This window comes from Methylomonas defluvii (assembly GCF_033949435.1).
Classification (GTDB): Bacteria; Pseudomonadota; Gammaproteobacteria; order Methylococcales; family Methylomonadaceae; genus Methylomonas; species Methylomonas defluvii.
Window position 1 is genome coordinate 80778 of sequence record NZ_JAXARY010000018.1, and the last position, 24006, is coordinate 104783.

Genomic DNA, 24006 nt, shown 5'->3' on the forward strand with positions numbered 1-24006 from the left:
CCGGTTCTTTGCCATAATTAAACCGCGATGTTACGCAATTAATCGATTCTTCTCCAGTCCAGCGAGGGTAGTAATGGCATTTATAGACGGTATCAGACGGCAACTACGTTCGGTTATCGAATGGGAAAACCCCGATCCAGATCTGTTGTTGGCACAATGGACTGAAAACGGCGACGAAATCAAAAATGCCTCCAAATTAATCGTCGGTCCGGGGCAGGGCTGTATTTTCGTGTATCAGGGCCAGGTCAAAGCGGTGATCGAAGAACAATGCATGATCAATTTAGAAACCGATAACGTGCCGTTTTGGACTACGATCAAGAAATTCATGCAGTTTTTCGAGAGCGAACATAAGGTGGGGATTTATTTCTTCCGCAAAACCAAGATTCTCGATCAGAAATGGGGCACCACTTCGCCAATTAAATATCAGGACCCGAAATATCATTTCCCGGTCGCTTTAAAAGCTTACGGCAACTACAGCTACCAAATAGCCGATGCCAACGATTTTTTCGTCAATATCGTCGGCAGCCATAACCAGATGCGCATTGACGATTTCCGCAACATTCTTTCGGCGCGGATCATTAATCCCATTTCCGACTATCTGGCGGAATGTCAGTATAGCTTTGCCGACATCGACGCCAACCGCGACGAAATAGCTCGCGGCATAGCCATTAAGCTGGCCATCGTGTTTCGCAAGCTGGGTTTTAGCATTAGTGATTTTCGTATCGAAGGTACTGATTTTGATGAAGACACTTTGCGCCGCATTAACCGTATTGCCGACCTGACCGCTGAAGCGCAAGCCGCGCAAGCGGTGGGTTTGGATTATGCCAAGGTGCAGCAGTTGGACGCCTTACGCGATGCGGCTCGCAACGAAGGCGGCGGCGCCGGGCTTGGGATGGGGATGGGCGCGGGCATCGGCTTGGGGCAAGGTATGGCCCAGTCGCTGGGCGCGACGACTAATCAGGTTGCTGCCGATAGCAATCAAACCGTCGCCAAGTTGACCGAATTGAAGCAGCTATTCGAAGCGCAGCTAATAACCGAGACCGAATACGCCGCCAAGAAACAACAAATATTGGATAAGTTTTAGCATGGCCAACTGCACGAGTTGTTCCGCACCCTTGCCTGCCAACACACAGTATTGCAGTTATTGCGGCGTCCGCAACGACATCGATTTGCTAGGCAAGCACGACTATCAAGTCATCGATGCCACCAGCGAGCGAGTTTGCCCGGAATGCGCGCAAAGCCTGCAAACCATTAGTCTGGATGCCGCCGGTTCCCTACATATCGAGCGGTGCGCCAATTGCTATGGCTTATTTTTCGATCCCGGTGAAATAGAAACCTTGCTGGATAGCGCGGTGGCGCCTGTGGTTACCGTCAACCTGGAACTACTGAGCAATATTAATAAGGACCGCTACCCGAAAAATGCCACCGTAAAATACCTTAAATGCCCGGTGTGCCAGGTGTTAATGAATCGGGTGATCTACGGCTATCGCAGCGGTGTAATTATCGATCAATGCAGAAGCCATGGTATTTGGCTGGACGGCGGACAAATCAGTCATCTGCTGGAATGGAAAAAAGCCGGCGGCCAGATTTTGAATCAGCAAAAAATCACTGCCAAACAAGAAAAAGCCAGTTCCGAGCAATTCAAAAAGGCCTTTCGGAAAGACTATTCCCGCCCGCAACAAAGCTATGGCGAACAAAGCATCGACGGCGACTTAGTGGCGTCGGTCGCCGAAGTGATATTCAAGATTTTTGAGTAACTTTAGTGTCGCCAGTTGCGCTTCGGCCGTGATTTTTTTGAATAATGCCGAAGCAGGTCGGTTTTTCGCTATTTTCAATCGGGATTTCTGTGTGAGTGCTTTGCCTTGCTAAAATCGCCGTGCCGCCATATTCTTATTCGATAAGTCGGGCCCTAAAATGCCTCGATTGAGGTTGGGTTTCGAATTCGCGTTAAAAAACCAAAGACACCCGTCCGCGGTGTTGCAATAACAAAAATGTCCGGCTCTGACAGCTCGGAAAATACCCAAGAACAATATTTAGCGAGTAAGGATGGTTGATGAATAGTTATGCTCAGGACGGTTCCAAAATCGGCAAAATTGCCGTACTTTTGCCTTGTTATAACGAGGGGCTGTCGATCAGAAAAGTGGTTGACGATTTTCGTAAAGAGCTTCCGGATGCTACCGTCTACGTTTACGACAATCGTTCTTCCGATAACACAATTGCAGAGGCCACTCTAGCGGGCGCGGTGGTGAGATCAGAACCGTGGCCGGGGAAAGGCAACGTCGTCAGGCGCATGTTTTCGGATGTCGATGCCGATATCTACATCATGGCCGACGGCGACGGCACTTACGATTCTAAAGTTGCCGGGCAAATGATACAGCGTTTGGTGGACGAACATTTGGATATGGTTGTAGGTACCCGGCGTAACGTATTCGAAAATGCCCATAGGGCCGGCCATGGTTTTGGCAATCGGCTGTTTAATGCGATGTACCGCAGTCTTTTCGGGCCGCTGTTTACGGACATTTTTTCCGGCTATCGAGTATTTTCGCGGCGCTTCGTAAAAAGTTTTCCGGCGATATCCAGCGGTTTCGAGATAGAAACCGAAATGTCCGTTCATGCCAGTCAATTGCGCATGCCCATCGCGGAAATGCCCACCGATTACGGCGCGCGCCTAGAGGGCTCCGCCAGCAAACTGCGTACGGTTCGGGATGCGTTCAGAATACTGTTTACCTTTCTGATATTGTTCAAAGAAATTCGTCCGGCGCGTTTTTTTGGCGTGCTTGCGATGGGCCTGATTCTGATTGCGCTGGTTCTGGCTCTGCCGCTATTGCTGACATATTTAGATACTGGCTTGGTACCGAGATTTCCCACCGCTATTCTGGCAACAGGCATAGTGCTATTGGCTGGCATATTCACTGTTTGCGGTTTGATTCTGGATAGCGTCGCCCGCGGCCGCCTCGAACAAAAGCGCATGTGGTATATGACAAACAGCAGAAGTCAGGCATAGGTTGTAATCCGGATGTTTATTCGCTTCCTGCTCGTCGGCGGAGCCGGCTTTTGTATCGATGCCGGTCTGACTTTTTTGCTGATACAGCTTAATTTGGCGCCGTGGCTGGCGCGTATTCCGGCTATTTTTTCCGCAATGCTATTTACGTGGTTGGCCAATCGGTGTTTTACCTACCAAGTCGAACATTCCCGTTCTATCCGCGAAGGCGGGCGCTATATGCTGGTGGCATTGAGCATGGCTTTAATCAACTACCTGATTTACTTGGTTTTGGTTAGTTATGGCTTGTTGCCAATGTTGGCGGTGACCTTGGCAACTGCTTGTCAGACCATTCTCAGTTTTCACGCCTATCGTTATTTCGTATTCAGTGATGCCAGCGCCGGTAACACAAACAGCGAATTGCGGCGGAAATTATCAAGCGGAACAAGGTTGGAGGGCTTTGTTAGGGCAAGATCTTGGTATCCCGATTCGGCTGTATTTGGTATTGCCACCGCGATTCTCGCGGCGGCAATGATAGTTTTGCGCGGCTTGGACAGTGGCTTGACCGGCAGCGACGAGGGATCTCATTTTTTGAATGCGTATCTGATCTGGTCGTATGTCACCACAGCATTCGGGCAGAATCCCATGCAGTACGCCACTGATTTTTACGTGCATTACCCCAAGATTTCGATTGGGCATTGGCCGCCGCTGTACTATGCGTTTCTGTCATTATTCTTCTTCATCCTGCCGCATGCTACCTTTCCGTTCATGCTGGTCAATTTGCTGATAGGGACGCTACCAGCTTTATTGGTGGCACGTATTACCAGGCAAGTTATGGGTATGCCTTGGGCGCTTTTAGCGGCGATTGCTTATGTCTGCATGCCCGGCACCATTAATAACACCTTGCGATTAATGTTGGACCAGGCTTTGGTTGGCTTGTGCGTGTTGGCGGCCATGCAGTGGAGTGGTTACACCCAGCAGCCCACCTTACGCAGAGGTTTGACCTACGCGGCTTTGACGTCAGCCGCTATCCTGGTAAAAGGCAACGGCTGGTTACTGGGCGTATTCCCATTTTTCCATATTGCTCTGACGGGACGTTGGCAGATACTGCTGAATTGGCGTACATACGTATCGGGTTTCGCGGCGTTGGCTGTCGTGGGGGCCTGGACGGTAGTCACCTACAAAATATCCAGCGATGGCTTCAATTATGCTTGGGGTATGGATTACTTTGTTTTGGCTTTATCGGCGTTCCTTCCCGCCATATACGCCAATATCGGGCCGATAGGGACAATTGCGGCGTTAGTCGGGGTAGTCGTCAGTGTGAGCGGCAGGGCGGATCCGGCTTTAAGGGAAGCGGGGCGCACCGGCCTGGCCATGGTGCTTGCCACTATTATCTTTCATGCCATCGTGCCGGTAGATTTGGATCAACGGTATATGTCGTCAGCCATGCCTTATCTGGCGATTTTTATCAGCATGGGCGCCGCAGCCGCAGTACGGCGTTGGCAGTGGGCATTTGCTAGGCCTTGGCTGGTGGCAACAGTCTTGATCTTTGTGTTTTGTGCTCCCGGCTGGTTTTTTCTTGTCGACCGCGCGCCAAGGTTTGATTTGCGCATGGATTTGGTAGCCGAACAAATTATCAGCCAGACGCCGGGTACGGTGACGATTGTCGACGGGCATGCGGGCACTGAGGGTGCGTTCGCTGCCGAACTGGCGTTACGCGACAAGCTTTTGCAGTGCTACGTGGTGCGCAGTTCGCAGTTGTTGGCAAAATCGGACTTCATGGGTAAACGCTACGCCCTAAAAACGGAGTCGCCGCAAGCCGTGTTGGATTTGCTGGATCAGGTTTCGGCAAGTGCTGTGGTAGTTGCTGAAGGCCCGTTAATCGAACCGCATTTTGCCCACTCCGATTTGTTGCTTTCGGCATTGAAACAGCCGAATTCGCCGTTTCGATTAGCGCAAACTTATCAGCACTACCGGCACGATGGCCGAACCTATTTGTATCTGCGCGACACGCCGATACGATTGGATCGGGAAGCGGTCAAGCGTGTCAATTTTCCCGAAAAAGCGCCACTATGACGCATGGTAGAAAAGGCGGCTTGAGCCGGTTATCGATTACACATTCAGCACCCCCGGCAGAAAAAACTCCGCGACCAACAACGGTTGCCGATGGATCGCATAAACCGTTCGCCGCCCCCAAATAGCATCGTCTACACCAACCGCCGTTTGCAAACCTGGCGACCAAATGCCTGTATCAGCCCGACCGAACTGTCTCTGGCGGCGCTCCAAATCCGGATAGGCGAAAATCACTTCACCCAAGGGCCTGGTGCCGAGATGGGACAAATTGCGGTGGGCGATTTCTATGGTCGGCTCCGGCAGGATGGTGCGGGCCAGCACCAAGGGCTCGCCGTCGGCATGCAGCAGCACTTCGCGGATCAATTGATAGCGGCAGGGCGGCAAGCCCAATAGTCGGCATTCGTCTATGAAAGCCGGTTTCCAGCGGTGGAATAACACTTTTACGCCGAAGCGATTGCCGTGGATGCCGCGGAGACGTTTGGTCAGCGAGCCGGTTTCGTTGAGCCAGGATTGCAGATCGTTCGGCAGTTGCCGTTGGCTGCTCTGTTCGTGGCTTTTCCAGATGGGTGGGCGGCTGAATAGAAAACTTTTGTCGGGCAAGCGTTAAACCTCGGCGTAATGGCGGCTATGGCCGATCCAGCGTTGGATCAGCGGTTGAATGGCGTTGGGGTGTTGGCTGTGGATCAATTGCGCGGCGGCTGGGATCAGTTCCAGCAGGGCTCTGTCGCGCTCTAGGTCGGCGATTTTGAACTGTATCTGCCCGGTTTGGCGGGTGCCCATCACTTCGCCGGGGCCGCGCAATTCCAAGTCTTTTTCGGCGATCACGAAGCCGTCGTTGCTTTCTTTCAGGATAGCCAGACGTTGCTTGCCGGCTTGCGAGAGCGGTGATTGATACAGCAGCAGGCAATAGCTGTCCTGATTGCCGCGGCCAACCCGACCCCGCAATTGGTGGAGCTGCGACAAGCCCAAACGCTCCGGATTTTCGATGATCATCAGGCCGGCGTTGGGTACGTCCACACCCACTTCAATCACCGTGGTGGCGACCAATAAATCGCAATCGCGATTTTTAAAGGCTTGCATCACCGCGTCTTTTTCCGCGGCTTTCATCCGGCCATGCACCAGGCCGACACGCACGTTCGGCAAGGCTTGGCATAGATAGGCTGTGGTTTTCTCGGCAGCCTCGCATTGTAGAACCTCGGATTCCTCGATCAAGGTGCAGACCCAATACGCTTGGCGTTGCTGCGCCACCCAATGTTCGATACGGCCGATGACTTCTTCGCGGCGTTCCGAGGAAATTACGCTGGTGGCGATGGGTTTACGGCCGGGCGGCAGCTCGTCGATGATGGAAATGTCCAGGTCGGAATATTGCAGCATCGCCAAGGTGCGCGGAATGGGCGTGGCGGTCATGATCAGTTGGTGTGGCCTCAATCCGCCGTGTTGGCCTTTTTCGCGCAGGGCCAGGCGCTGATGAACCCCGAAGCGATGCTGTTCGTCGATGACGATCAAGCCCAGCTTATGAAAATGCACGCTGTCTTGAAATAGCGCGTGTGTTCCGATCACGATGTTGGCCGTGCCGTCGGCGAGTGCATCCAAGGTGGTTTGCCGGGCTTTACCTTTCAATTGGCCGGTCAGAAACAGCACTTGGTAGCCGGTTTTTGCGAACCATGCGCTGAAGTTACGAAAGTGTTGTTCGGCCAATAATTCCGTGGGTGCCATGATGGCGACTTGATAACCCGAGTTCAGCGCCAACAAGCTTGCCAGAGCCGCTACCACGGTCTTGCCGGAACCGACATCGCCTTGCACGAGGCGCAGCATGGGTTGTGCTTGGCAGCAATCGCTTTCGATTTCGGCGGTCACTCGCTGTTGCGCACCTGTCAGTTGAAACGGCAAGCCTGCCAGAAAGGCTTGTTTGGCAGCCTGGTTTATGTCAAACACCGGCGACTGCCAGCTTTTATAAGCTAACTTGCCTTGCAGCAGCGCCAAATGGTGCGCCAAAAACTCTTCGAACACCAGGCGTTTTAACGCGGGCAAGCCACCGCCGCTGATGATTTCCGCAGACAAATGCGGCGGTGGATTATGCAGGGTTTGTAGAGCGTCGTTCAGCGAAGGGTAACCATGCTCGGTCAACAAATTAGCCGGTAGCCAGTCCGTAATCGCGCTGTCGCTTGTTAAACATAGTGTTAACGCTTGTTTGATGGCTTTACGCAATGCGGATTGGGAAATGCCTTCGGTCAGCGGATAGACCGGCGTCAGCGTGGTTTCCAGTAGTTGCTCGGCGGCAGAGACGATTTTGTATTCCGGATGCACCATTTCCAAGCCGCTATAACCGTAACGAATTTCGCCGAAACAGCCGAGTAGGGTGCCGGGCTTTAGCTGCTGACTTTGTTGCACGGTGAAATGGAAAAAACGGATCGACAAGCTGCCGCTGTCGTCGGCGATGCGGCAAATTACGCTGGGACGTCCGCGCTGGATGCTATCGGTAAATTCGACGGTGCCGCAAACCAAGGTGGTCATACCCGGCATCAACTGGGAAATGGGCACGATACGGCTGCGATCCTGGTAGCGTAGGGGCAGGTGAAACAGCAGGTCTTGGAGGGTATGGATGCCCAGTTTTTCCAGGCGGGCGGCGGATTGGGAACCGATGCCTGTCAAGGTGGTGACAGGCTGTTTATGCGGTTCCGGATGACTCATGAATCAACAGATAAGGCGAAATAAAACGCCCCGTTGTTTTGATCAGTAGTATTCGTTGCGCAATACCATCACGCCGTCCATTTCCACGCCGACGCCTTTGGGTAATGCCGCCACGCCTACTGCTGCCCGGGCGGGGTAGGGTTGGCTGAAGTATTCGGCCATGATTTCGTTGACGATAGGGAAATTGCCTAAGTCGGTCAGAAAGACATTGAGTTTGACAATGTCGTTGAAGTCGCCGCCAGCGGCTTCGGCCACCGCTTTCAGGTTATCGAATACCCGGCGGATGTGCACGGCGATGTCACCGTCCACGACTTGCATGGTCTCCGGGTCAAGCGGGATTTGTCCGGATAAATAAACCGTCTCGCCGACTTTGACGGCTTGCGAATAAGTGCCGATGGCTTGCGGGGCCAGAGGTGTCGAGATGATTTTCTTGTTCATGCTATGCCTTGATGCGGGTAATTTTTAAAACGATGGAAAGTTTTTTCAATTTACGGATGATATTGGCCAAATGCACGCGGTCCTTCACAGCCAGGGTTAATAAATCCACCGAGACCCGATCATCCTGGCTGACCACGGTAATGTTTTCGATATTGGAATCCATGCTGGAGATGGTCGAGGCGATGGTCGCCAGCGAACCGCGTTGGTTTAACAGTTCGATACGGATTTCGGCAGGAAATTCGCCGCTGGCTTCCGGGCTCCATTCCACATCCAGCCAGGTTGTCTGTTTTTTTCTGACTTCGTTGCTATTACGGCATTCGTGGTGATGGACGACGATGCCCTTGCCGGGGTTGAAGAAGCCGATAATCGAGTCGCCCGGAATCGGCCGGCAGCATTTGGCCAGGCTGACGACGATGCCTTCGGTGCCTTTGATAATTAAAGGGGTTTTATGCGTTGATTCGTTGTCGTCGAGTTTGACGGCCGCGTTCACGTCGGTTTGACTGATACGTTTGGCCACCAGGAAGGGCATGCGATTCCCCAAGCCGATGTCTTCCAGCAACTCGTTCATCGAGTGCTTTTTCAAGACCTGCAACACCTGGATGATGCGGGTGTTATCGACATTTTCCAGTTGAATACCCAGGCTCTGCAGTTCTTTTTCCAGCAGGCGGCGGCCCAGATTGATCGCTTCCTGCTGATTGAAGTTTTTCAAATAGGCGCGGATGCAACTGCGGGCCTTGGCGGTGGTGACGTAGTTCAGCCAAAGGGGATTCGGTCTGGCCCAAGTGGCGGTAATGACTTCTACCGTCATGCCGTTTTCCAGTTTGGTTTGCAGCGGTACCAGTTTCTTGTCGATGCGCGCGGAAATGCAGGCGTTGCCGACATCGGTATGCACCAGATAGGCAAAATCTACGATGGTCGCGCCGCGCGGCAATTTGATGATCTTACCCTTGGGGGTAAACACGAAAACTTCTTGCGGGAACAGATCGACTTTTAAGTTATCGATGAATTCCAGCGAATCGCCGGCGGATTTTTGGATTTCCAGTAAATCGCGCAGCCACTCGTTAGCGCGCGCCTGGATGGTCTCACTTTTATCGTTATCTGATTTGTATAGCCAATGCGCGGCAATTCCCGATTCCGAAAGGCGATGCATTTCGTGGGTACGAATTTGAATTTCGATGGGTACGCCGTAAGGGCCTATCAATATCGTGTGCAGCGACTGATAGCCGTTGGCTTTGGGCAAGGCTATGTAGTCCTTGAAGCGGCCGGGAACGGGTTTATATAAATTGTGCACGCAGCCTAAAGCCCGGTAACAGTCGTCGACCTGATGGCAATAAATGCGGAAAGCGTAGACATCAAAAACGTCGGTAAAGGAAATCCGTTTGCTGAGCATTTTTTGATAAATGCTGGCGATGTTTTTTTCGCGGCCCGCCACTGCACCGTCCAAGTTGGATTCGTTTAGACGATTTTGGATGGCATTTTGGATGGTGTCGATGATTTCCTTGCGGTTGCCGCGCGATTTTTTCACGGCATTATTGATGGCCGTGTAGCGGTTGGGGTAGAGCGCCTTAAAGCCCAGCGATTCCAGCTGATGCCTGACATCGTTCATGCCCAGCCGATTGGCGATAGGGGCGTATATTTCCAGCGTTTCCTTGGCGATGCGGCGTTTTTTATCGACCGGCATATTGCCCATGGTTTGCATGTTGTGCAAACGGTCGGCGAGTTTTACCACGATTACGCGCAGATCTTGCGCCATGGCAAGGAACATTTTTCTGACGTTTTCCGCTTGCGCTTCGGCGCGGGAACGGCTGTCGATCTTGGAGAGTTTGGTTACGCCATCAACCAGTTCGGCCACTTCCACGCCAAACTGCTCGGCCAGTTGTTCCTTGCTGATAGGGGTGTCTTCGATGACATCGTGCAGAATAGCCGCCATGATGCCATGGTGGTCCATGTGCATGCTGGCCAGTGTGATTGCCACGGATACCGGATGGCAGATATAGGCTTCGCCGCTTCTGCGGAATTGCCCGGAATGCGCGGCCGCACCGAAATGGTAGGCGCGGACCACATCGTTGATTTGTTCTTGGTCGAGATAGCTGCGCAGGATCTCGCAGAGCTGGTGAAGAAGTTTTTCTTCAGGATGCTCGATAGCAGGTAGCGCTGGTGCGGGTTTGACAGCTATCTCGGGCATGGGTGTTAGATTTCCAGATGGGTTTCCGAAACGTAACCCGCGCGATGCAAACGGTCGATATTTTCTTCGTTGACAAAGCCTGCGGCTATTTCACGAAGTGCCAGCACAGTGTCTTTATCTTTGCCGCGTGGAACGAACTCATCGGCGCCTTTTTCCAACTGCCGTGCTCTTTTGCTGGCGAGTAGCACCAATTTGAAACGGTTTTCAACATTTTCCAAACAATCTTCAACGGTAACGCGTGCCATTATTAAACCTTATCTGAGTTTGCGGGGGGATCTTCGCCCGATAGACTTTAACAGTACTGAGCGGACAGGGTTGAATTATAAGATAAATGACCCACTTAGGCCAATCGAGGCTGCAAGCGGCTAGGTGGAGAAAGTAAAACGACAGGCAATAAAAAGCCCGCTATACGCGGGCCCGTCCTGTTTGTTGTAGTTATTATTGTTATTGTGTTGGACGCCTGCCTTAGGGCAGTTTAGTCAAGCAATTACTATTTTATAGTTATTATTATCAGCCGTTTTACAGGCTGTTTCCCTCCCCCCTCAAAGATGCAACCCGTTAAGGTTGAATGCACTCCGTATTCAAGGTGGGCGCAGTGTATTTTAAAAAAAACCGGGTGTCCAACAAAAAAATCAGTTTTATTTCGGGAAATGGTTTTGCCCCGAAATTAATTTTCTTAAACAAAAACTTAGCTAGCATCAGGTTTTTCTAATGTTTGAAATTAGCGTTCCATTCGGCGCGATTCTTCCTCGCTGAGAAAGAAATTTAGCCGTTCGTTGAGGATGGCTTGTAGCTGAAAGCTGAGATCAGTCTGTTGTTTTGCCAATCTGATTTGCATGATCGCCGCTTCGGTTTCGCCGCTAGCGTAATAGTACTCGGCCATGTAGCGATGCGATTCCCCTGGCTGTTTGAGGTCGGCGAAAATCTGCGCGAGTAGTTCGTAATAATACGGCTGGTCTTTCTCGCTGTCCGACAGGCTTTGTAACACTTGTTTTGCGCGTTGCGGTTGAGCGTTCTTGACCAGGCTGCGGGTATATTGAATTTTTAAGGCGTCATTGCTGGGGAAGGTGTTAATTGCTTTCTCAAATAATTTGCCGGCTTTTTCGTAGTCGTGCGCATCCATGGCCGTGCGGGCCAGCGCGGAGATATATTGCGGTTGCGACGGATATTGCTCGGTGAGTTTTTGAAAAATTTCGCTGGCTGCGGGGTATTGTTGATTTTCCAAATATACCAAGCCCATGCCATAGCGGGCGACAGCTCTTTGTTCCGGCGTGCCTTGCATTTCGAGCGTGGTGAAATGCTGTAGCGGGGTGCGTTTGTCCTGCGCAGTCAGCACGGTAAGCTTGGCCTTAGTCAACAAATACGCTAATGAATCCGGATATTGCCGGTAGGGATAGATTTCCGCTCTGCCGCGGGTGTCGGCCACCCGATTTTCAGATACCGGGTGGGTTCTTAAAAATTCAGGTACGCCCTTTCCGTAATAACGGGTGGATTGCTGTAAGCGTTCGAAAAAAGTCGGCATGCTGCGCGGGTCGTAATTGGCACCGGCTAAGGTTTGCATACCCACCCGGTCTGCTTCTTTTTCGTGGTCGCGGGTAAAATCGATTTGAAACTGAATGTTGCCGGCTTGGATGGCCATTAAAGCTGCTTGGCCCATATTGGGGGACTGGGTGCCGATCAAAATCGCCGCCAACGTGGCGGCGACGGTCGGGATCGACAATTTGCTGGCTTTTTCAATCGATCTGTATAAATGACGTTGGGTAACGTGAGCAATCTCGTGAGCCATTACCGATGCCAGTTCGCTCTCCGCTTCGGTCAAAAGGATCAAGCCGGAATTGACGCCAATGTATCCTCCTGGGCCGGCAAAGGCGTTGATATTGGGGTCCATCACGACAAAAAAGTGGAAGGGATTGGACGGCGTGTCGCTGTGGGACGCTAATTGCCGACCTATGTTCTGGATGTATTGTTGGATTTCCACATCCTGATTAATTTCGGCTTGTTGATGCAAATTACGAAAAAAAGCTTCGCCGAACTCCTTTTCCTGAGCCGGTGAAATGATGGCGCCTGCTGAATCGCCCATGTCCGGCAGTTGGATTTTTTCGATGTCCAAGGCTCGCGGCGACGGACAGAACAGGATCAGGCCAAGGCTGAAAATAAGAGGCTTAATTGTCATGGAAGCTCGGACTGGAAGCAGTAAGTTTGGTTCAATAGCAAAACAATGCGCGGCAAAAACGGGCAGCTTGAACGTGCTCGTATTAAAATAGGCCGAATATTGAATTTAACGATTATTTTACAGCGCGATGAAATATGCCGTACAAGTTAATGCCAGTCCTTACGCCAGCAATGCCGGCCTGAACGCCTATCGGTTTATTCAGGCGGCGTTGGCGGCCGAGCACCAAATTCTGCGAGTATTTTTTTACAAGGAGGGTATTTATCATGCTTTCCGTTATGCCCAGCCGCCTGAGGATGAATTTTCGATTACTCGACATTGGTCGGCTTTGGCTGAGCAATATGGTGTGGATTTAGTGGTGTGCATCTCGGCGGCGCAGCGCCGGGGTTTATTGTGCCTTGATGAGGCTGCACGGCAGGGTAAGCAGGATGACGATACGGCGCCAGGGTTTCGGATAGCCGGTTTAGGACAGTGGCTGGAGGCGACTCTGCTGGCTGACCGCAGTATTGTCTTCGGTTAACTGTGCCATGAAACGCTATCTATTTATTATGCGCCGCTTGCCTTACAGCGGTGGTCATCTGCAAGAAACTCTGGACGCGATTTTGACTGCCGCGGCCTTTGATCAGCACGTCGCCTTGCTTTTTGTCGACGATGCCGTGTGGCAATTAAAAAATCAGCAGCATCCTGGCGGATTAGATTTAAAGGATACCTCGGCAATTTTTCAGGCCTTGCAAATTTACGACGTTAACGATTTGTACGTAGAAGAAGAATCTTTGCAACTGGCCGGACTCACATCCACCGATCTAATCTTGCCTGTCGTCAGTCTGCCGCGTGTCGAAGTTAGCCGCTTGATGCATCGTTACGATCTTATTATTTCTGATTGATGCTGTGGAATTAAACAGTTGAAGCCGCTTAAGCTAAAATTCTTTATTCGTAATATTTACCCCACTTAAGTAGACCGAGGACGAGCACACCATGGCGGATGAAATTGAAGAAAAAAGGCGTTATTTTCGAGTCAACGACACGATAAATCTGCTGCACAAAGTCATCGACAAAAAAAATGTCGACGCCTTGAGTCATGTCTCTAATGATGTATTGGGCAATTGTTCATTGACCTCCGCGTTGGACGTATTGGCGCAGGAAGCGCGCATGTTGTCGCCGCGCCTGGAAAGGCGCGATCCGGAAATGTTTGAATATCTGAAGATCATCGACACCAAAATCAACCTGATCGCCCAGGCGATTAGCGCACAGAGCGAAGAGTTTTCTGAACACGATACTCGGGATGTCAGTCTCAGCGCCACTGGATTAGCTTTTAGCAACGAAACACCTATAGCGGTTGGCGAACTGCTGGAATTGCGGATGCTGCTGACCTCATGTATGGCGGTGATCGTGGCCTATGCAAATGTCGTCCAGTGCAAGGATATTTCCGGTGAAAGCCCGGAGCGGCCGTTTTTTATCTGTGTTGAGTACGTCAATCTCAAAGAAGACGATAGAGAGCTGTTAATCAAGCATGTCGTCAAGAAACAATTGCAACAATTGCGTGATAAAAACGAGTTTTAGCTGCGTAGTCCGGCTTTACTGTGCGTTCGACAGGTTGGCGATTGATCTCTCCTAAACTCAAACAGTTGTTACATGTCCTGGCGGACGGTCAATTTCACTCGGGGACCGAATTGGCGGGCTTGCTGGGCGTGAGTCGTTCGGCGGTATGGAAACACTTAAGTGCGTTGTCCGAGTTCGGTATCGAATTACTAGCGGTATCGGGCAAAGGTTACCGTTTGCAAAGCCCTTTACAGTTGTTGGACGAGCAACAGATTTATCAGCACTTGGAGGGTCATGCTCGATCCTTGCTGGGTGAACTGGAAATTCACGACGAGATTCACTCTACCAACACTTATTTATTGGACAGGGCGCGGCTGGGTGCCGGCATCGGCTCGGTCTGTCTGGCCGAACGGCAAACCGCGGGGAAAGGGCGGCGCGGCAGATATTGGGTTTCGCCGTTTGGCCACAATATTTATTTATCAATTTTGTGGCGTTTCCAGGGTGGGCCGGCTGCGATCAGCGGATTGAGTCTGGCGGTTGGAGTGGCGGTAATCCGGGCGTTGCGAGGTTTCGGGATTGTTGATGTGGGTTTGAAATGGCCGAACGATATTTATTGGCGACAACGTAAATTGGCGGGGATTTTGATTGAGGTGTCCGGAGAAAGTAGCGGGCCTTGCCATGCGGTGATAGGTTTGGGTTTAAATGTGTATTTGCCGGCGCATGAAGGTCAGGCTATCGAACAGGATTGGGTTGATTTGCACGGTATTTTGGCGGAGTCGGTTCATGGTCAACGCAATCGGCTGGTGGGCGAGTTATTAAATCAGTTGTTACCCGTGCTGGCGGAGTACGAGACCCGTGCGTTGGCGCATTATCTCGACGAATGGCGTGGCTACGATTGCATGCAAGGCAAACAGATCGATATTTTTATGCACGAGCAGAGCTTTAGCGGCGTGGTGGCGGGCATCGACGATCAAGGTCTGTTGTTGCTGGAACTCGCCGATGGCCAAATCCGGGCGTTTGCGTCCGGCGAAGTCAGTTTTCGACGCATATGATTTTACTGGTCGATATTGGCAACTCACGTCTGAAATGGACCCAGGCAGAGGCCGGTGTGCTGAAACCGACGATGTTTATGGATTATCGCCAAGCGGATTTTCCGGAACGTTTGCGTGAGTTTTGGCTGAGTATCCCCGCACCCAAGCAAGTGGCTATGGCGTCGGTATCGGAAAATGCTCTGACCGTTTTATTGGGCGACATGGCGCGGGGACTATGGCCTGGTGTAGAGCTGATCATGCCGCAGTCTTCGCAGACAGCTTTTAACGTCAAAAATGCATACGCTGAGCCGGAGAAGTTGGGGGTGGACCGCTGGTTGGCATTGCAGGCTGCGCATCGTTATTATCCTGGGGATACCTGTGTTGTCGATTGCGGCACCGCCATCACAATAGATTTCATCGAGAGCGATGGCAGGCATCTGGGCGGCTTAATCAGTCCGGGGTTGTTGCTGATGAAAAAATCCTTGGCAAACAATACCGCTGCGCTGCCGTTTAGCGAAGACCAGGCAGAGACAAGTTTGGCGGTTGTCACGGCGGCGGCTATCAATAACGGTACCTTGTTAGCCGCGGCTGGTCTGATAGAGGCGGCCTTGGTGCGTCAGCCCAAAGCCTATCAGTTAGTGTTGAGTGGCGGCGATGGGGAGATGTTAGCGCGGCATCTGGCCGTTCCAAGCATTGTAGACGGCGACTTGGTCTTTAAAGGCTTGCTCAATTATTGCCAAAACGACAAAGCCTTATGAAGGTGCTGTTTTTTTTGTTATGTCTGCTGAATGTGTTGTTTTTTTTCTGGAAGCTACATTTTGGTGCGCTGACGCCATCAGTCGAGCCGGTCACTAATATTCCGGCCTTGCTAACGGTCAGAGAGAGACAATTGGCACGGCGTGGAGCACAAATTTCTGCTTATCTGGACAATGCTGCCGCTGAATTGCAAGCCAAGCAAGTGACGGATATTCTGCAGCGCTTAAACCCGCCCCAAGTTGTTTTAGTCTTCAAAACAAGCCCTCATACGCCTAAGCCAACTGGTTCAGACAGGCAGAAAACCGCGATCCATCACTGCTATGAGGCCGGGCCGTTCAGCGATCAGGAGGCGTTGCGGCGATGGGCCAGCACTGAGCATTTAACTGTGTTTAAAGTCGCAAACAAATCAACTATGGTTTCTTCGGACTTTCAGGTTTATTACCCGGCTGGAAAAGATGCCGAACAAACCCGTATCAATATAATGATGTTAAAAGCCAAAGGATTAAACGATGTCTGGCCAATCTCGGATGGTGATATCAAAGGGGCAATATCGCTCGGTGTTTTCAATGATCGGCAGCGCGCCATGCTATTTAAAAACCAGTTGGCCGAGCAAGGCGTCAAAGCGGAAATTAGGCTGCGCAATAAACTCCGGGATGAATTGTTTATTCGGTTCGTCGGGGGGCAGAACGCTATTTTCAAGAATGTTGGCTATACACGAGTGGCCGATATAGACTGTGGCAATGCGTTGAAATAAGTACCCGACGCTGGTCGCATTTGTTCGATGCTATGGCGGTCGTTGAGCCGGATGAGGCTAATTTAGTTTCATCCGGCTTTTTTATGTTCGAAAAATTACTTTGACGCAGTTCAAAACGTGTAATGCACCGATTTGGTGACTTTTTTAGGCAAAAGGCAAAAATCACTCGTAACGTGTCGGTAATATTTACACTTTGCAATTTGTGCTCTGATAACTTATTGAAAAAAAACATAATTAATTATGGCATTATATTTGCTTTATTCTGTATGGGTGGGTGTTGGTATATATCCACCCCCCCTTCTTAGTTGGAATTGAGGAACAATTTTGACTAAGGAGTAAGGTGGTCAAAAGGATGACCAATTGTTAACGTTAATTTAAATGGGGAATATCCATGAAAACGCTTTTATCTTTAAAACTTTGGCTTGCTGTTTGCCTATTTGCGGTTTCGACTGTAAGTTCGGCAGGCATCATTTGGGAATCTACTGACGGCGATAGCAATTTTATCTCCTTCGGTTCTAGTTCATTCCCATTTACTTCAAGTGACACCTTCGGTATCTTTTCTGCTACCGCTGATCTGGCTATTGATGCACCTGTTTACACTTTTAACGGTGTAGGCACGTTTGCTTCTGCTAGCCCTTTCAAATTGGGTCTGTTGACAGCGAGCGGTTGGGTTAGCGAAGCTGGTAACTATGAATTGGGTGCCCCTAATACGTTCTTGTTGACCTTTGTAAAACCAGGCGTAGTCACCAGCAACTTGAGCTTTCTGTTTGGATTCGATCTGAAAGCTGCTGCGAATCAAAACCCTGTCACTAGTGTACCTCTCCCTGCATCGGTATGGTTTATGACAAGTGCTTTGATGGGCTTCCTGTATACTGGTCGTCGTAAAGCGGCCGTTCAAGCTTAAAATTTTTGAGCTTTTTAAACCGGATGGAGTCGTTCTCCATCCGGTTTTTTTACGTCTGTTGAAAATCACCGAGGACCTTTAGATTCCCGCATGGCGAGAGCTTTTAAATCGCTTAGTGGATCATTGTGGCCGTTGGGCTCCCGCTTTCCCGGGAGCGACGATTGATAAACAAGTGAGCAATTAATGGTCTTTCTTCACTGCTTTTCTGCTTAAGAACACGCCAACAGCGCTACCGAATAACCAAATTGGTGCGGGCAGCGGAACTGGCTGAACAGAGCCTGACACGGGTTTAAACGACACTAATTTCAACAAATCGCCATTCAGAAAATCGTTGTTCGCCGCCAAGGTAAAGTAGCCGGAGCTGGTCGGCGCGGAGGAGCCGGCTTTGGCGTAAAGGTTAAACTCACCCGCGCCGCCGTCCCATCTAGCGCTTTTTCCCCAACCGCCACCTTGCGTCCACTGGCCTATCAATTGTTGGCTAAAGTCCAGTGTTTCGCCTGCGCTATCCCAGGTGGCAAAATCGAAATCCGTCATCTGAAATGTGCCGTTTCCCAAGCCTCCCGTGGCGTTGGACACAGTTAATGTGAAAGCCTTGATTGCGTCATTGTTGCTGAAATCGAAAAAAGCCGAGCCTGGATTGGGAATGAGTTGCTCATCCAGGCTGATAAGGCCTTGCGCAGTGGCGGCGTTTCCGAATGCTAAGCCGCTGTAATCGAGACTAAAAGTAACTATTGCGGCGTCGGCGTTGCCGGCCGCACATAATGGGATAAGTACGGTCAGGCCGGTTTTTAAAAGTTTGTTGAGTTGCATATTCATCGTTGTTCTGGTTCATATTGAAAAGGAGACTACGCTGGCCCGGCGGATAGGGCGTTGCCGGGCGAGTGGGTTTTGCTAATCCAGCCTTTAAATTCCCTGGCGTTGCTACGCCCGTAAGAACGGGAATCCGGTTCCTCTCCTGCGCGTCGGCTAGCGCAGGAGAGGCTTTGTTTAAAGCTTAGGCTAACAGCTTGCCGAAATGCCGGGACTGGAACATGTCCGTCCCGGCCCGCAGGTGCTAACCGCCGCTGACTATCATGCTTCGTGCCTGATTCTTTAGGTTTATCGCGTTTTGCATGAGCGTTGTGCGGTTTGGATAAAGCTTGTTCGTTGCCTGTGTTTCGTAATAGAGCGCTTGCTGCAGTTTGTCTAACGCATCCGGATAGGGATTAATGACAGCTTCCTTGAGCACGTCGATAGCGTCCTGAGTATCGGCAATTGCCAATTTCAAGGTTTTGACGCTTTGGTCACCGTTCAACGTAATCGCTTTTTGATCCAAAAGATTGGAGCTGCGGATGTTTTCCAGCACGTTGATGGAGCGCAGGAACAAGGCAACGGCAATCACTTGCGACGAATCCAGTTTGCCTTGGCGGTTGGCTTTGCTGGAGGTGAATGCACCCGGAGAACTGTTAAATGCATCCGAGCTGTAAAACGCTACGGTCTCTTCCAGCGTGGTCACGCTGTTGTTGTGAAAGAACGGCGCGGTATCGGCAGCTTCTATCAGCGATGGCGTGTTAAAACGATTCAATCCCTGATGTCCCGCTGGGCGCGTCGTGGTGCCGGCCGGTGCGACACTGCCGTCGCTGTAACAGGTTTCGTTAAAGTTCGGGCCGCAATCGGTTTGTAGCGTTTGTCCGAAACCGCCATCGTAGGCCAGATTTGGATCGGCTAGATGATGCAACTGGTCGCGCATGCGCTCGACGCCGGTGTCGCGGGTTGGGTTGGCGTTGGTGGTGGAGCTGATGCCGCCGGCGTTGGAGTGGCAGCCGTTGCAGTTGCCGGTAGTGCCGAATAACACCGTACCATCCGCAAGTTTGGGATTGTTTTTGGTGTTGAACAACAGCAAGCCGTTTTGCACCAGCGGCGACTTGAAATACATATTGGCAAGATTGATTTCTTCACTGCGGCCCAGAGACAGCATATAAGCTTCCAACGCATCCAGCTCGGCTTCGGTAGGCAATCTAAAGTCGATGTTTTCAGCGCGAATCAGGGTTTTGGGCAAATGCTGTTTAATGGCTCCCTTGGCGAAATCTCGCAGCGACCCGCCGTCGGGGGCGCCGTCTCCAGACCAACCGATAGCATGAGTATGCGTACCGGCTTGCTGCGCTTCAGGGTCGTGAGCGTTGAAATAATCCGTATCCTGAGTGAATTCGCCGTTACCGTAACCTGGGTTGATGGTTTTTTCGAAGGTCAGGGTGTTGGCAATACCTAGCAGATGCGAGGAGCTACGCATGACTGGCGGCCTATCGAAGCCATCGACATTGGCCACGAACAAACCAAATTGTCTGAGCAGCGCCGGTTTTTCCAGATCGGCTAATACTGGATTGGTTTCGGCTACAAACAGCGGGTCGGTTTTCGGCAGCTTGGCAATGTAGCTGGGATCGATGGTATGGTTGTTGTCCGGCCTGTGGCAAGTGGCGCAAGTACGGCCGTTGCCGTTAAAGGTTTGTTCGGTAAACAGCTGTTGCCCGGTGGCGATCAGTTGCGTCAGTTGTTCGGGCGAGGTGGCCGCCGACGAAGTTACTGCAGCTTGCGCGGTTTTGGGCAATAAAAATTCGAACGCCGCTTGTGCGGGGCGGGCGTTCTCTTCTGTCGTTACGGCGCCTATGGTTGCCGCCGGCCAATAGCGTTCGGTGTAATACAGCCGTTGCAGCAAGCTTGGTGAGCCGAATAACAGGCCGCCGGTTTGCGGTGTCTCTCCGGCCTTGGTAATCGCGACGGCATCCATCGTAAAGCCGGTGAAGCGGTCGCGGTCCAGTTGGGTTGTCAGTAAGTGTTTATCTTCATGGGCTGACAATGGGCCAATTTTGACCGCTTTGTCGTTTAGGTTATTGCCGGATTTGTGATTATCCAGCAGCCAAACATCGTATTCTTCCTGATTGGATAAGCCGCTGACCGCCACGCTTAATTGGCCATTCAGCAGATTCAATGCCGCTTCACCATTGGCAGCGGTAAATTGCCAGGATTGCGCTCGCGAAAAACCCAAGCCGACACGCAAAACCTCTAAGTTTCCTCGTTGTTCGTGTGCGGTTTTCCAGCGTTCGTAGACTTTACTTAAGGCATCGACATTGCCGTGGCCGGTGAAGGGGGCTTCCGGTTTGGGGGTAAGAGCATAGCCCAAGGCGATGGCGGCGACAAAAGCCAAGGGAATTTTTAATTGTTTTTTCATGCTTATAATCCTGGGTTGAGCTAAATAAGGCTGATGCGGCGCACAACGACGGGATTTGATAGAAAGCACGGTTCCGGATGTTTCTGATCATGGTAACCAATTAAATTGTGTTCCAGCGCGGCATCCCCCAGGCCAAAGCAATAGCCATGCCTGATTGTGTTTTATCGTTATCTTGTTGAAAAATCCTATATAAATCAATGATAAGGATTTATTTGATTCTGATTTATTCACCTGAAAACAAGCTTCTTCGGGTCGCTAGATGATTTTTTCGATATGTCAAATTTCTAGCTTTTGGATAAGTGTGTCATATGCCATATCTATGCGTTATATGACACAGTCATTTAGATTGCCGGCGCTAAAAGTGCTGTAAGTTTTCGCTAGAGGGTATGTTTTAGAGGCTTTTGTTGGGAAATATTTTTTTGTTCTGCAAATTCCGGCATTATTTATCCGGTTTTGGGGGGTGAGCTCTTCCGGTGGACGAGTTTTGGCTATTTAGCGTGTCGGAAATTGGGTTATTTACCTTAAATTGCAGACTATCGAGGCCTTGCGGTCGGACTGAGTGGCTTGCGACGTAACTGTGTTCAGTTGATGTGGATCGGCTGTTCTAGGTTAATGGCTGGCAAAACCAATCGCTTTGAGTAGGCCGGGTTCCGGGATATGAATCCCGTCCCCAGTCCTCAATTAAAACTAATTTTCGTAGCCAAACTCGTTTATAAATGGTTGCAGTTCAGGCAGGATGGAAGTGTATTCCGCCCGATAATGCTGCCAACGGCCAACTGATGATGAATATAAAGGTTGCGCGACCTGGCTAAAACTAGGGCTGGCGATGTACTTGCCGGCTGCTTTTTTATGGAATTCGGCGACCGCCGGATCCCACTCCAAACCAATGAAATCAAATACCTTTCGGAATGCCAGTTCGAAATCAAATACCGCATCTTCGTAGCGGAACTCGATATAATCCATCGTTAGTTTGGGTTTGATAGTTAGCCACCAGTCCATGACTTGCGCATAAAACCGGGCAGTACTCTCCCAGCTCAGCAATTGCACCGTTGACGGCGTCGGCAACATGGTTTGCATGAAGCAACTCAAGCAAACGTCACGCGGGTCGCGCAGCAAAAATACCAGTTTGGCGTCTGGAAAGATGCAGTTGATCAAGCCCAGATCGATGGTGTTCATCGTGGTTTTATCCAGCAATAATCGGGTGCCGATCTTATCGCCATACAAGGCGCGGGCCCGGTGCCAGTAAAACGCACGTAAGTGCAGCACGCCTGCTAAATCGAGCTTGCGTAGTTGCTCGGCGACGCTTCCTTGTTCATTCGATATTCGCTTAAGTTCCTTCGCCATCGAGATAACCAAGTCGGTTTCGTCAGCGACAAAAATTTCCGGATGGGAGGCCAGCACTTCCTGGGTCAGCGTAGTGCCGGTGCGCATAAAGCCCAACAGAAAAACCGGTGCGGGTTGGTCGGCGGGGAATTCGGTATTGGCCCAGCGACCGAGTAGTTCGCTATCAAATTCCGTCTTATGCGTTGCCAGCATTTTTGGCACTAAACCGGCGTCTTGGCGTTTTACTTCCGCCAGATGCGGTGCCTGTTCGGCGGCCGCATGCAAATGCGGGAAAACCCGTTCATATTCTCCAAGCTTGTCCAGGATGCGGGCCAACTCTTTATGGGCTCGGAACCTTTCTTCGGTGGTCAATAATGCATTTTGCAATACCTTTTCCAAGCGTTGTTTGGCTCCTTGGTGTAGGCCATCAGCAGCTTCCAGAGTGGCGAGTAAAATCGCCAGTACTGCGCTGTTCGGCGCCAATTTCAATGCTTGTCTACCGGCTGCGAGGGCGAGTTTTTTCTGATTTAAACGAGAATAGGTCAAGGCCAGCAATTGATAGCCGCGCAATTGCCCCGGATTGATTTGTACGGCTTGTTTGCATAACGCCAGTGCACCGGGAAAATCGTTCCAATACTGCAATTGGTCGACCATATCCAGAGCCAGGCCAATGTCGCGGCTTTTACGGGATTTTTTTAACAGCAGCTGCCCGGACTGATGGAGGTGCGCCAAGCCTTCCTCGCGCTGCCCCAGCCAGCATAGCGATTGTCCCAGGCAGGCCTTGATTTGCGGATCTTTAGGGCTTTCCGCCGCTGCCTTGGTAAACCATGCCACGGCTTCGCTGAAATTTTTCTGTTGGACGGCGGCCTGGCCGAGTTGCATGAATGGGGTCATGGTGTTTATCGCTATAAAATCGAATGACAGTTGTCTGCGGGGGCGTTTTTATTGTTAAGCGAAGTTGCAAAACTCGCTTAAATCAATTACGTGAGGTGCTTTAGGGGATTGCGGTTTGCTGTAATTTGTCTTGGCCTCCTGCCGCAGGGGTTTCAATACGTTATTGACACTGATTATATCTTAGCCGCGCCAGCTATTATCACCTGGTTGTGAGCATACTTAGCGTGATGTCGGCTGCCGGTTTTTTCTGGCAATCGAAATCAAGCCTAACAGTCCGCTGCCGAGTATCCAACTCGCGGCGGGAAGGGGTACTGCTGTTGGTGCATCTACGGCAATATCGTCAATTTGCACTTTGAATTCCGCGCCGATTTCGATTATATCCTCAACGCTTTGCGCGCCATGGAAATGTATCCAGACCGCCGCGACATTCGCAAAGTCTTGATTCAGTGCCAGCGTTCCGGAAAAGCCATTTTCAACTGTCTGATAGGCTACTCGGTTGCTATAGTGGGTGCCGTCGCCATTGGTCAAATCCGGGTTCAAGGCGCTGCTAAACCCTATGATTTCGTAAAAATGAATTGCCGGATCAAAATTTTCCGGTATTGGCGTTCCGCCGGCATAAGGATTTCCTTCGGCGGCGTAAGGTGCTTTGAATTGTATGCTGTGCAGACTAAACGCGGTCGAGTCTAGGGCTCTTATATAGATACCCGGTGCATCAGCATGGTAAGACACCTCGGAATCCGTCACGGAATTCAGTGCATGTAGATGCCCCCCGGTATTGATTGCTTCCGACAATGTGCCGACGACAAGACCATTCTGATAAATGCATGCCGTGGTATTGCAAGTGCCATCGGCGCCGGGGGCGGTGTTGGCGTGGCCGTAATAGGCGCCAACCGGTAGTACCGGGTTCGGCGAAGCTCTATCGGGTTTTACGCCGAAGTCGACGAAGGTTGGGGCGGTAATCGCCGCGTCGGCATGGCTACTTGCTGCAAGCATTGCTAACCAAATTACCGCTAAAGCCGGTTTTGCTTTATTCATAAATATCTTCAGGTTGGGGGAAGAGGGA

General features: G+C 51.1%; 21 protein-coding genes. 11 read left to right on the forward strand and 10 right to left on the reverse strand.

Annotated features, from left to right (window positions below; translation table 11 throughout):
• Positions 1-73: 73 nt before the first annotated feature.
• The 4 genes from QLH52_RS17980 (at position 74) to QLH52_RS17995 (ending at position 5056) form a co-directional block, all read left to right on the forward strand.
• Entirely contained in the window at positions 74-1084 is a 1011-nt protein-coding gene (locus QLH52_RS17980) for an SPFH domain-containing protein (protein WP_205450424.1), read from the forward strand.
• Position 1085: 1 nt separating this feature from the next.
• The gene (locus tag QLH52_RS17985) at positions 1086-1757 is read left to right on the forward strand and encodes a zf-TFIIB domain-containing protein (protein WP_205450423.1); all 672 of its coding nucleotides are present in this window, start codon (positions 1086-1088) and stop codon (positions 1755-1757) included.
• A gap of 296 nt (positions 1758-2053) precedes the next feature.
• Entirely contained in the window at positions 2054-3004 is a 951-nt protein-coding gene (locus QLH52_RS17990) for a glycosyltransferase (protein ID WP_051669954.1), read from the forward strand.
• A 12-nt stretch (positions 3005-3016) separates the two neighbouring features.
• Positions 3017-5056 carry a GtrA family protein gene (locus tag QLH52_RS17995; RefSeq protein ID WP_319962461.1) on the forward strand — a complete coding sequence of 680 codons (2040 nt, stop codon included), beginning with the start codon at positions 3017-3019 and terminating at the stop codon, positions 5054-5056.
• A 36-nt stretch (positions 5057-5092) separates the two neighbouring features.
• Here QLH52_RS17995 and QLH52_RS18000 read toward each other — a convergent pair whose 3' ends face one another.
• The 6 genes from QLH52_RS18000 to QLH52_RS18025 form a co-directional block, all read right to left on the reverse strand.
• On the reverse strand, positions 5093-5653 hold the full coding sequence (locus QLH52_RS18000) for a chorismate--pyruvate lyase family protein (RefSeq protein ID WP_319962462.1): 561 nt from the start codon (positions 5651-5653) through the stop codon (positions 5093-5095).
• A gap of 3 nt (positions 5654-5656) precedes the next feature.
• The gene (recG, locus tag QLH52_RS18005; protein ID WP_319962463.1) at positions 5657-7744 is read right to left on the reverse strand and encodes an ATP-dependent DNA helicase RecG; all 2088 of its coding nucleotides are present in this window, start codon (positions 7742-7744) and stop codon (positions 5657-5659) included.
• A gap of 42 nt (positions 7745-7786) precedes the next feature.
• Positions 7787-8182, reverse strand: a complete 396-nt coding sequence (locus QLH52_RS18010; RefSeq protein ID WP_319962464.1) for a RidA family protein — start codon at positions 8180-8182, stop codon at positions 7787-7789.
• A 1-nt stretch (position 8183) separates the two neighbouring features.
• Positions 8184-10367 (reverse strand): RelA/SpoT family protein, encoded by a 2184-nt coding sequence (locus tag QLH52_RS18015; RefSeq protein ID WP_319962465.1) that lies wholly within the window; start codon positions 10365-10367, stop codon positions 8184-8186.
• Between the two features lie 5 nt (positions 10368-10372).
• Positions 10373-10612 (reverse strand): DNA-directed RNA polymerase subunit omega, encoded by a 240-nt coding sequence (rpoZ, locus tag QLH52_RS18020; RefSeq protein ID WP_033156558.1) that lies wholly within the window; start codon positions 10610-10612, stop codon positions 10373-10375.
• A gap of 476 nt (positions 10613-11088) precedes the next feature.
• Positions 11089-12540 carry a M48 family metalloprotease gene (locus tag QLH52_RS18025; RefSeq protein ID WP_319962466.1) on the reverse strand — a complete coding sequence of 484 codons (1452 nt, stop codon included), beginning with the start codon at positions 12538-12540 and terminating at the stop codon, positions 11089-11091.
• Positions 12541-12667: 127 nt separating this feature from the next.
• Between QLH52_RS18025 and tusD the strand changes: the two genes are divergently transcribed.
• From tusD to QLH52_RS18060, 7 genes are all read left to right on the forward strand, one after another.
• Positions 12668-13057 carry a sulfurtransferase complex subunit TusD gene (gene tusD, locus QLH52_RS18030; protein ID WP_319962467.1) on the forward strand — a complete coding sequence of 130 codons (390 nt, stop codon included), beginning with the start codon at positions 12668-12670 and terminating at the stop codon, positions 13055-13057.
• Positions 13058-13064: 7 nt separating this feature from the next.
• Complete coding sequence (gene tusC, locus QLH52_RS18035) at positions 13065-13421, forward strand: sulfurtransferase complex subunit TusC (RefSeq protein ID WP_171695697.1); 357 nt, start codon at positions 13065-13067, stop codon at positions 13419-13421.
• Between the two features lie 91 nt (positions 13422-13512).
• A complete protein-coding gene (locus QLH52_RS18040) occupies positions 13513-14097 on the forward strand; it encodes a PilZ domain-containing protein (RefSeq protein WP_033156554.1) in 585 nt (194 codons plus the stop codon).
• A 41-nt stretch (positions 14098-14138) separates the two neighbouring features.
• The gene (gene birA / locus QLH52_RS18045) at positions 14139-15128 is read left to right on the forward strand and encodes a bifunctional biotin--[acetyl-CoA-carboxylase] ligase/biotin operon repressor BirA (protein WP_319962468.1); all 990 of its coding nucleotides are present in this window, start codon (positions 14139-14141) and stop codon (positions 15126-15128) included.
• Positions 15125-15865 (forward strand): type III pantothenate kinase, encoded by a 741-nt coding sequence (locus QLH52_RS18050; RefSeq protein ID WP_319962469.1) that lies wholly within the window; start codon positions 15125-15127, stop codon positions 15863-15865. Before birA ends, QLH52_RS18050 begins: the two co-directional genes overlap by 4 nt.
• Entirely contained in the window at positions 15862-16617 is a 756-nt protein-coding gene (locus tag QLH52_RS18055; RefSeq protein WP_319962470.1) for a hypothetical protein, read from the forward strand. The genes QLH52_RS18050 and QLH52_RS18055 overlap by 4 nt, the downstream gene beginning before the upstream one ends.
• Positions 16618-17008: 391 nt before the next feature.
• Complete coding sequence (locus QLH52_RS18060; RefSeq protein ID WP_033156550.1) at positions 17009-17521, forward strand: hypothetical protein; 513 nt, start codon at positions 17009-17011, stop codon at positions 17519-17521.
• 180 nt (positions 17522-17701) lie between these two features.
• Here the strand turns inward: QLH52_RS18060 and QLH52_RS18065 are convergent, their stop codons facing one another.
• From QLH52_RS18065 to QLH52_RS18080, 4 genes are all read right to left on the reverse strand, one after another.
• Positions 17702-18337, reverse strand: coding sequence for a hypothetical protein (locus tag QLH52_RS18065; RefSeq protein ID WP_319962471.1), 636 nt, complete (start codon positions 18335-18337; stop codon positions 17702-17704).
• A gap of 238 nt (positions 18338-18575) precedes the next feature.
• Complete coding sequence (locus tag QLH52_RS18070; RefSeq protein ID WP_319962472.1) at positions 18576-20726, reverse strand: c-type cytochrome; 2151 nt, start codon at positions 20724-20726, stop codon at positions 18576-18578.
• A 687-nt stretch (positions 20727-21413) separates the two neighbouring features.
• The gene (locus tag QLH52_RS18075; RefSeq protein ID WP_319962473.1) at positions 21414-22943 is read right to left on the reverse strand and encodes a tetratricopeptide repeat-containing sulfotransferase family protein; all 1530 of its coding nucleotides are present in this window, start codon (positions 22941-22943) and stop codon (positions 21414-21416) included.
• 219 nt (positions 22944-23162) lie between these two features.
• Positions 23163-23978 carry a VPLPA-CTERM sorting domain-containing protein gene (locus tag QLH52_RS18080; protein ID WP_319962474.1) on the reverse strand — a complete coding sequence of 272 codons (816 nt, stop codon included), beginning with the start codon at positions 23976-23978 and terminating at the stop codon, positions 23163-23165.
• Between the last annotated feature and the right edge of the window lie 28 nt (positions 23979-24006).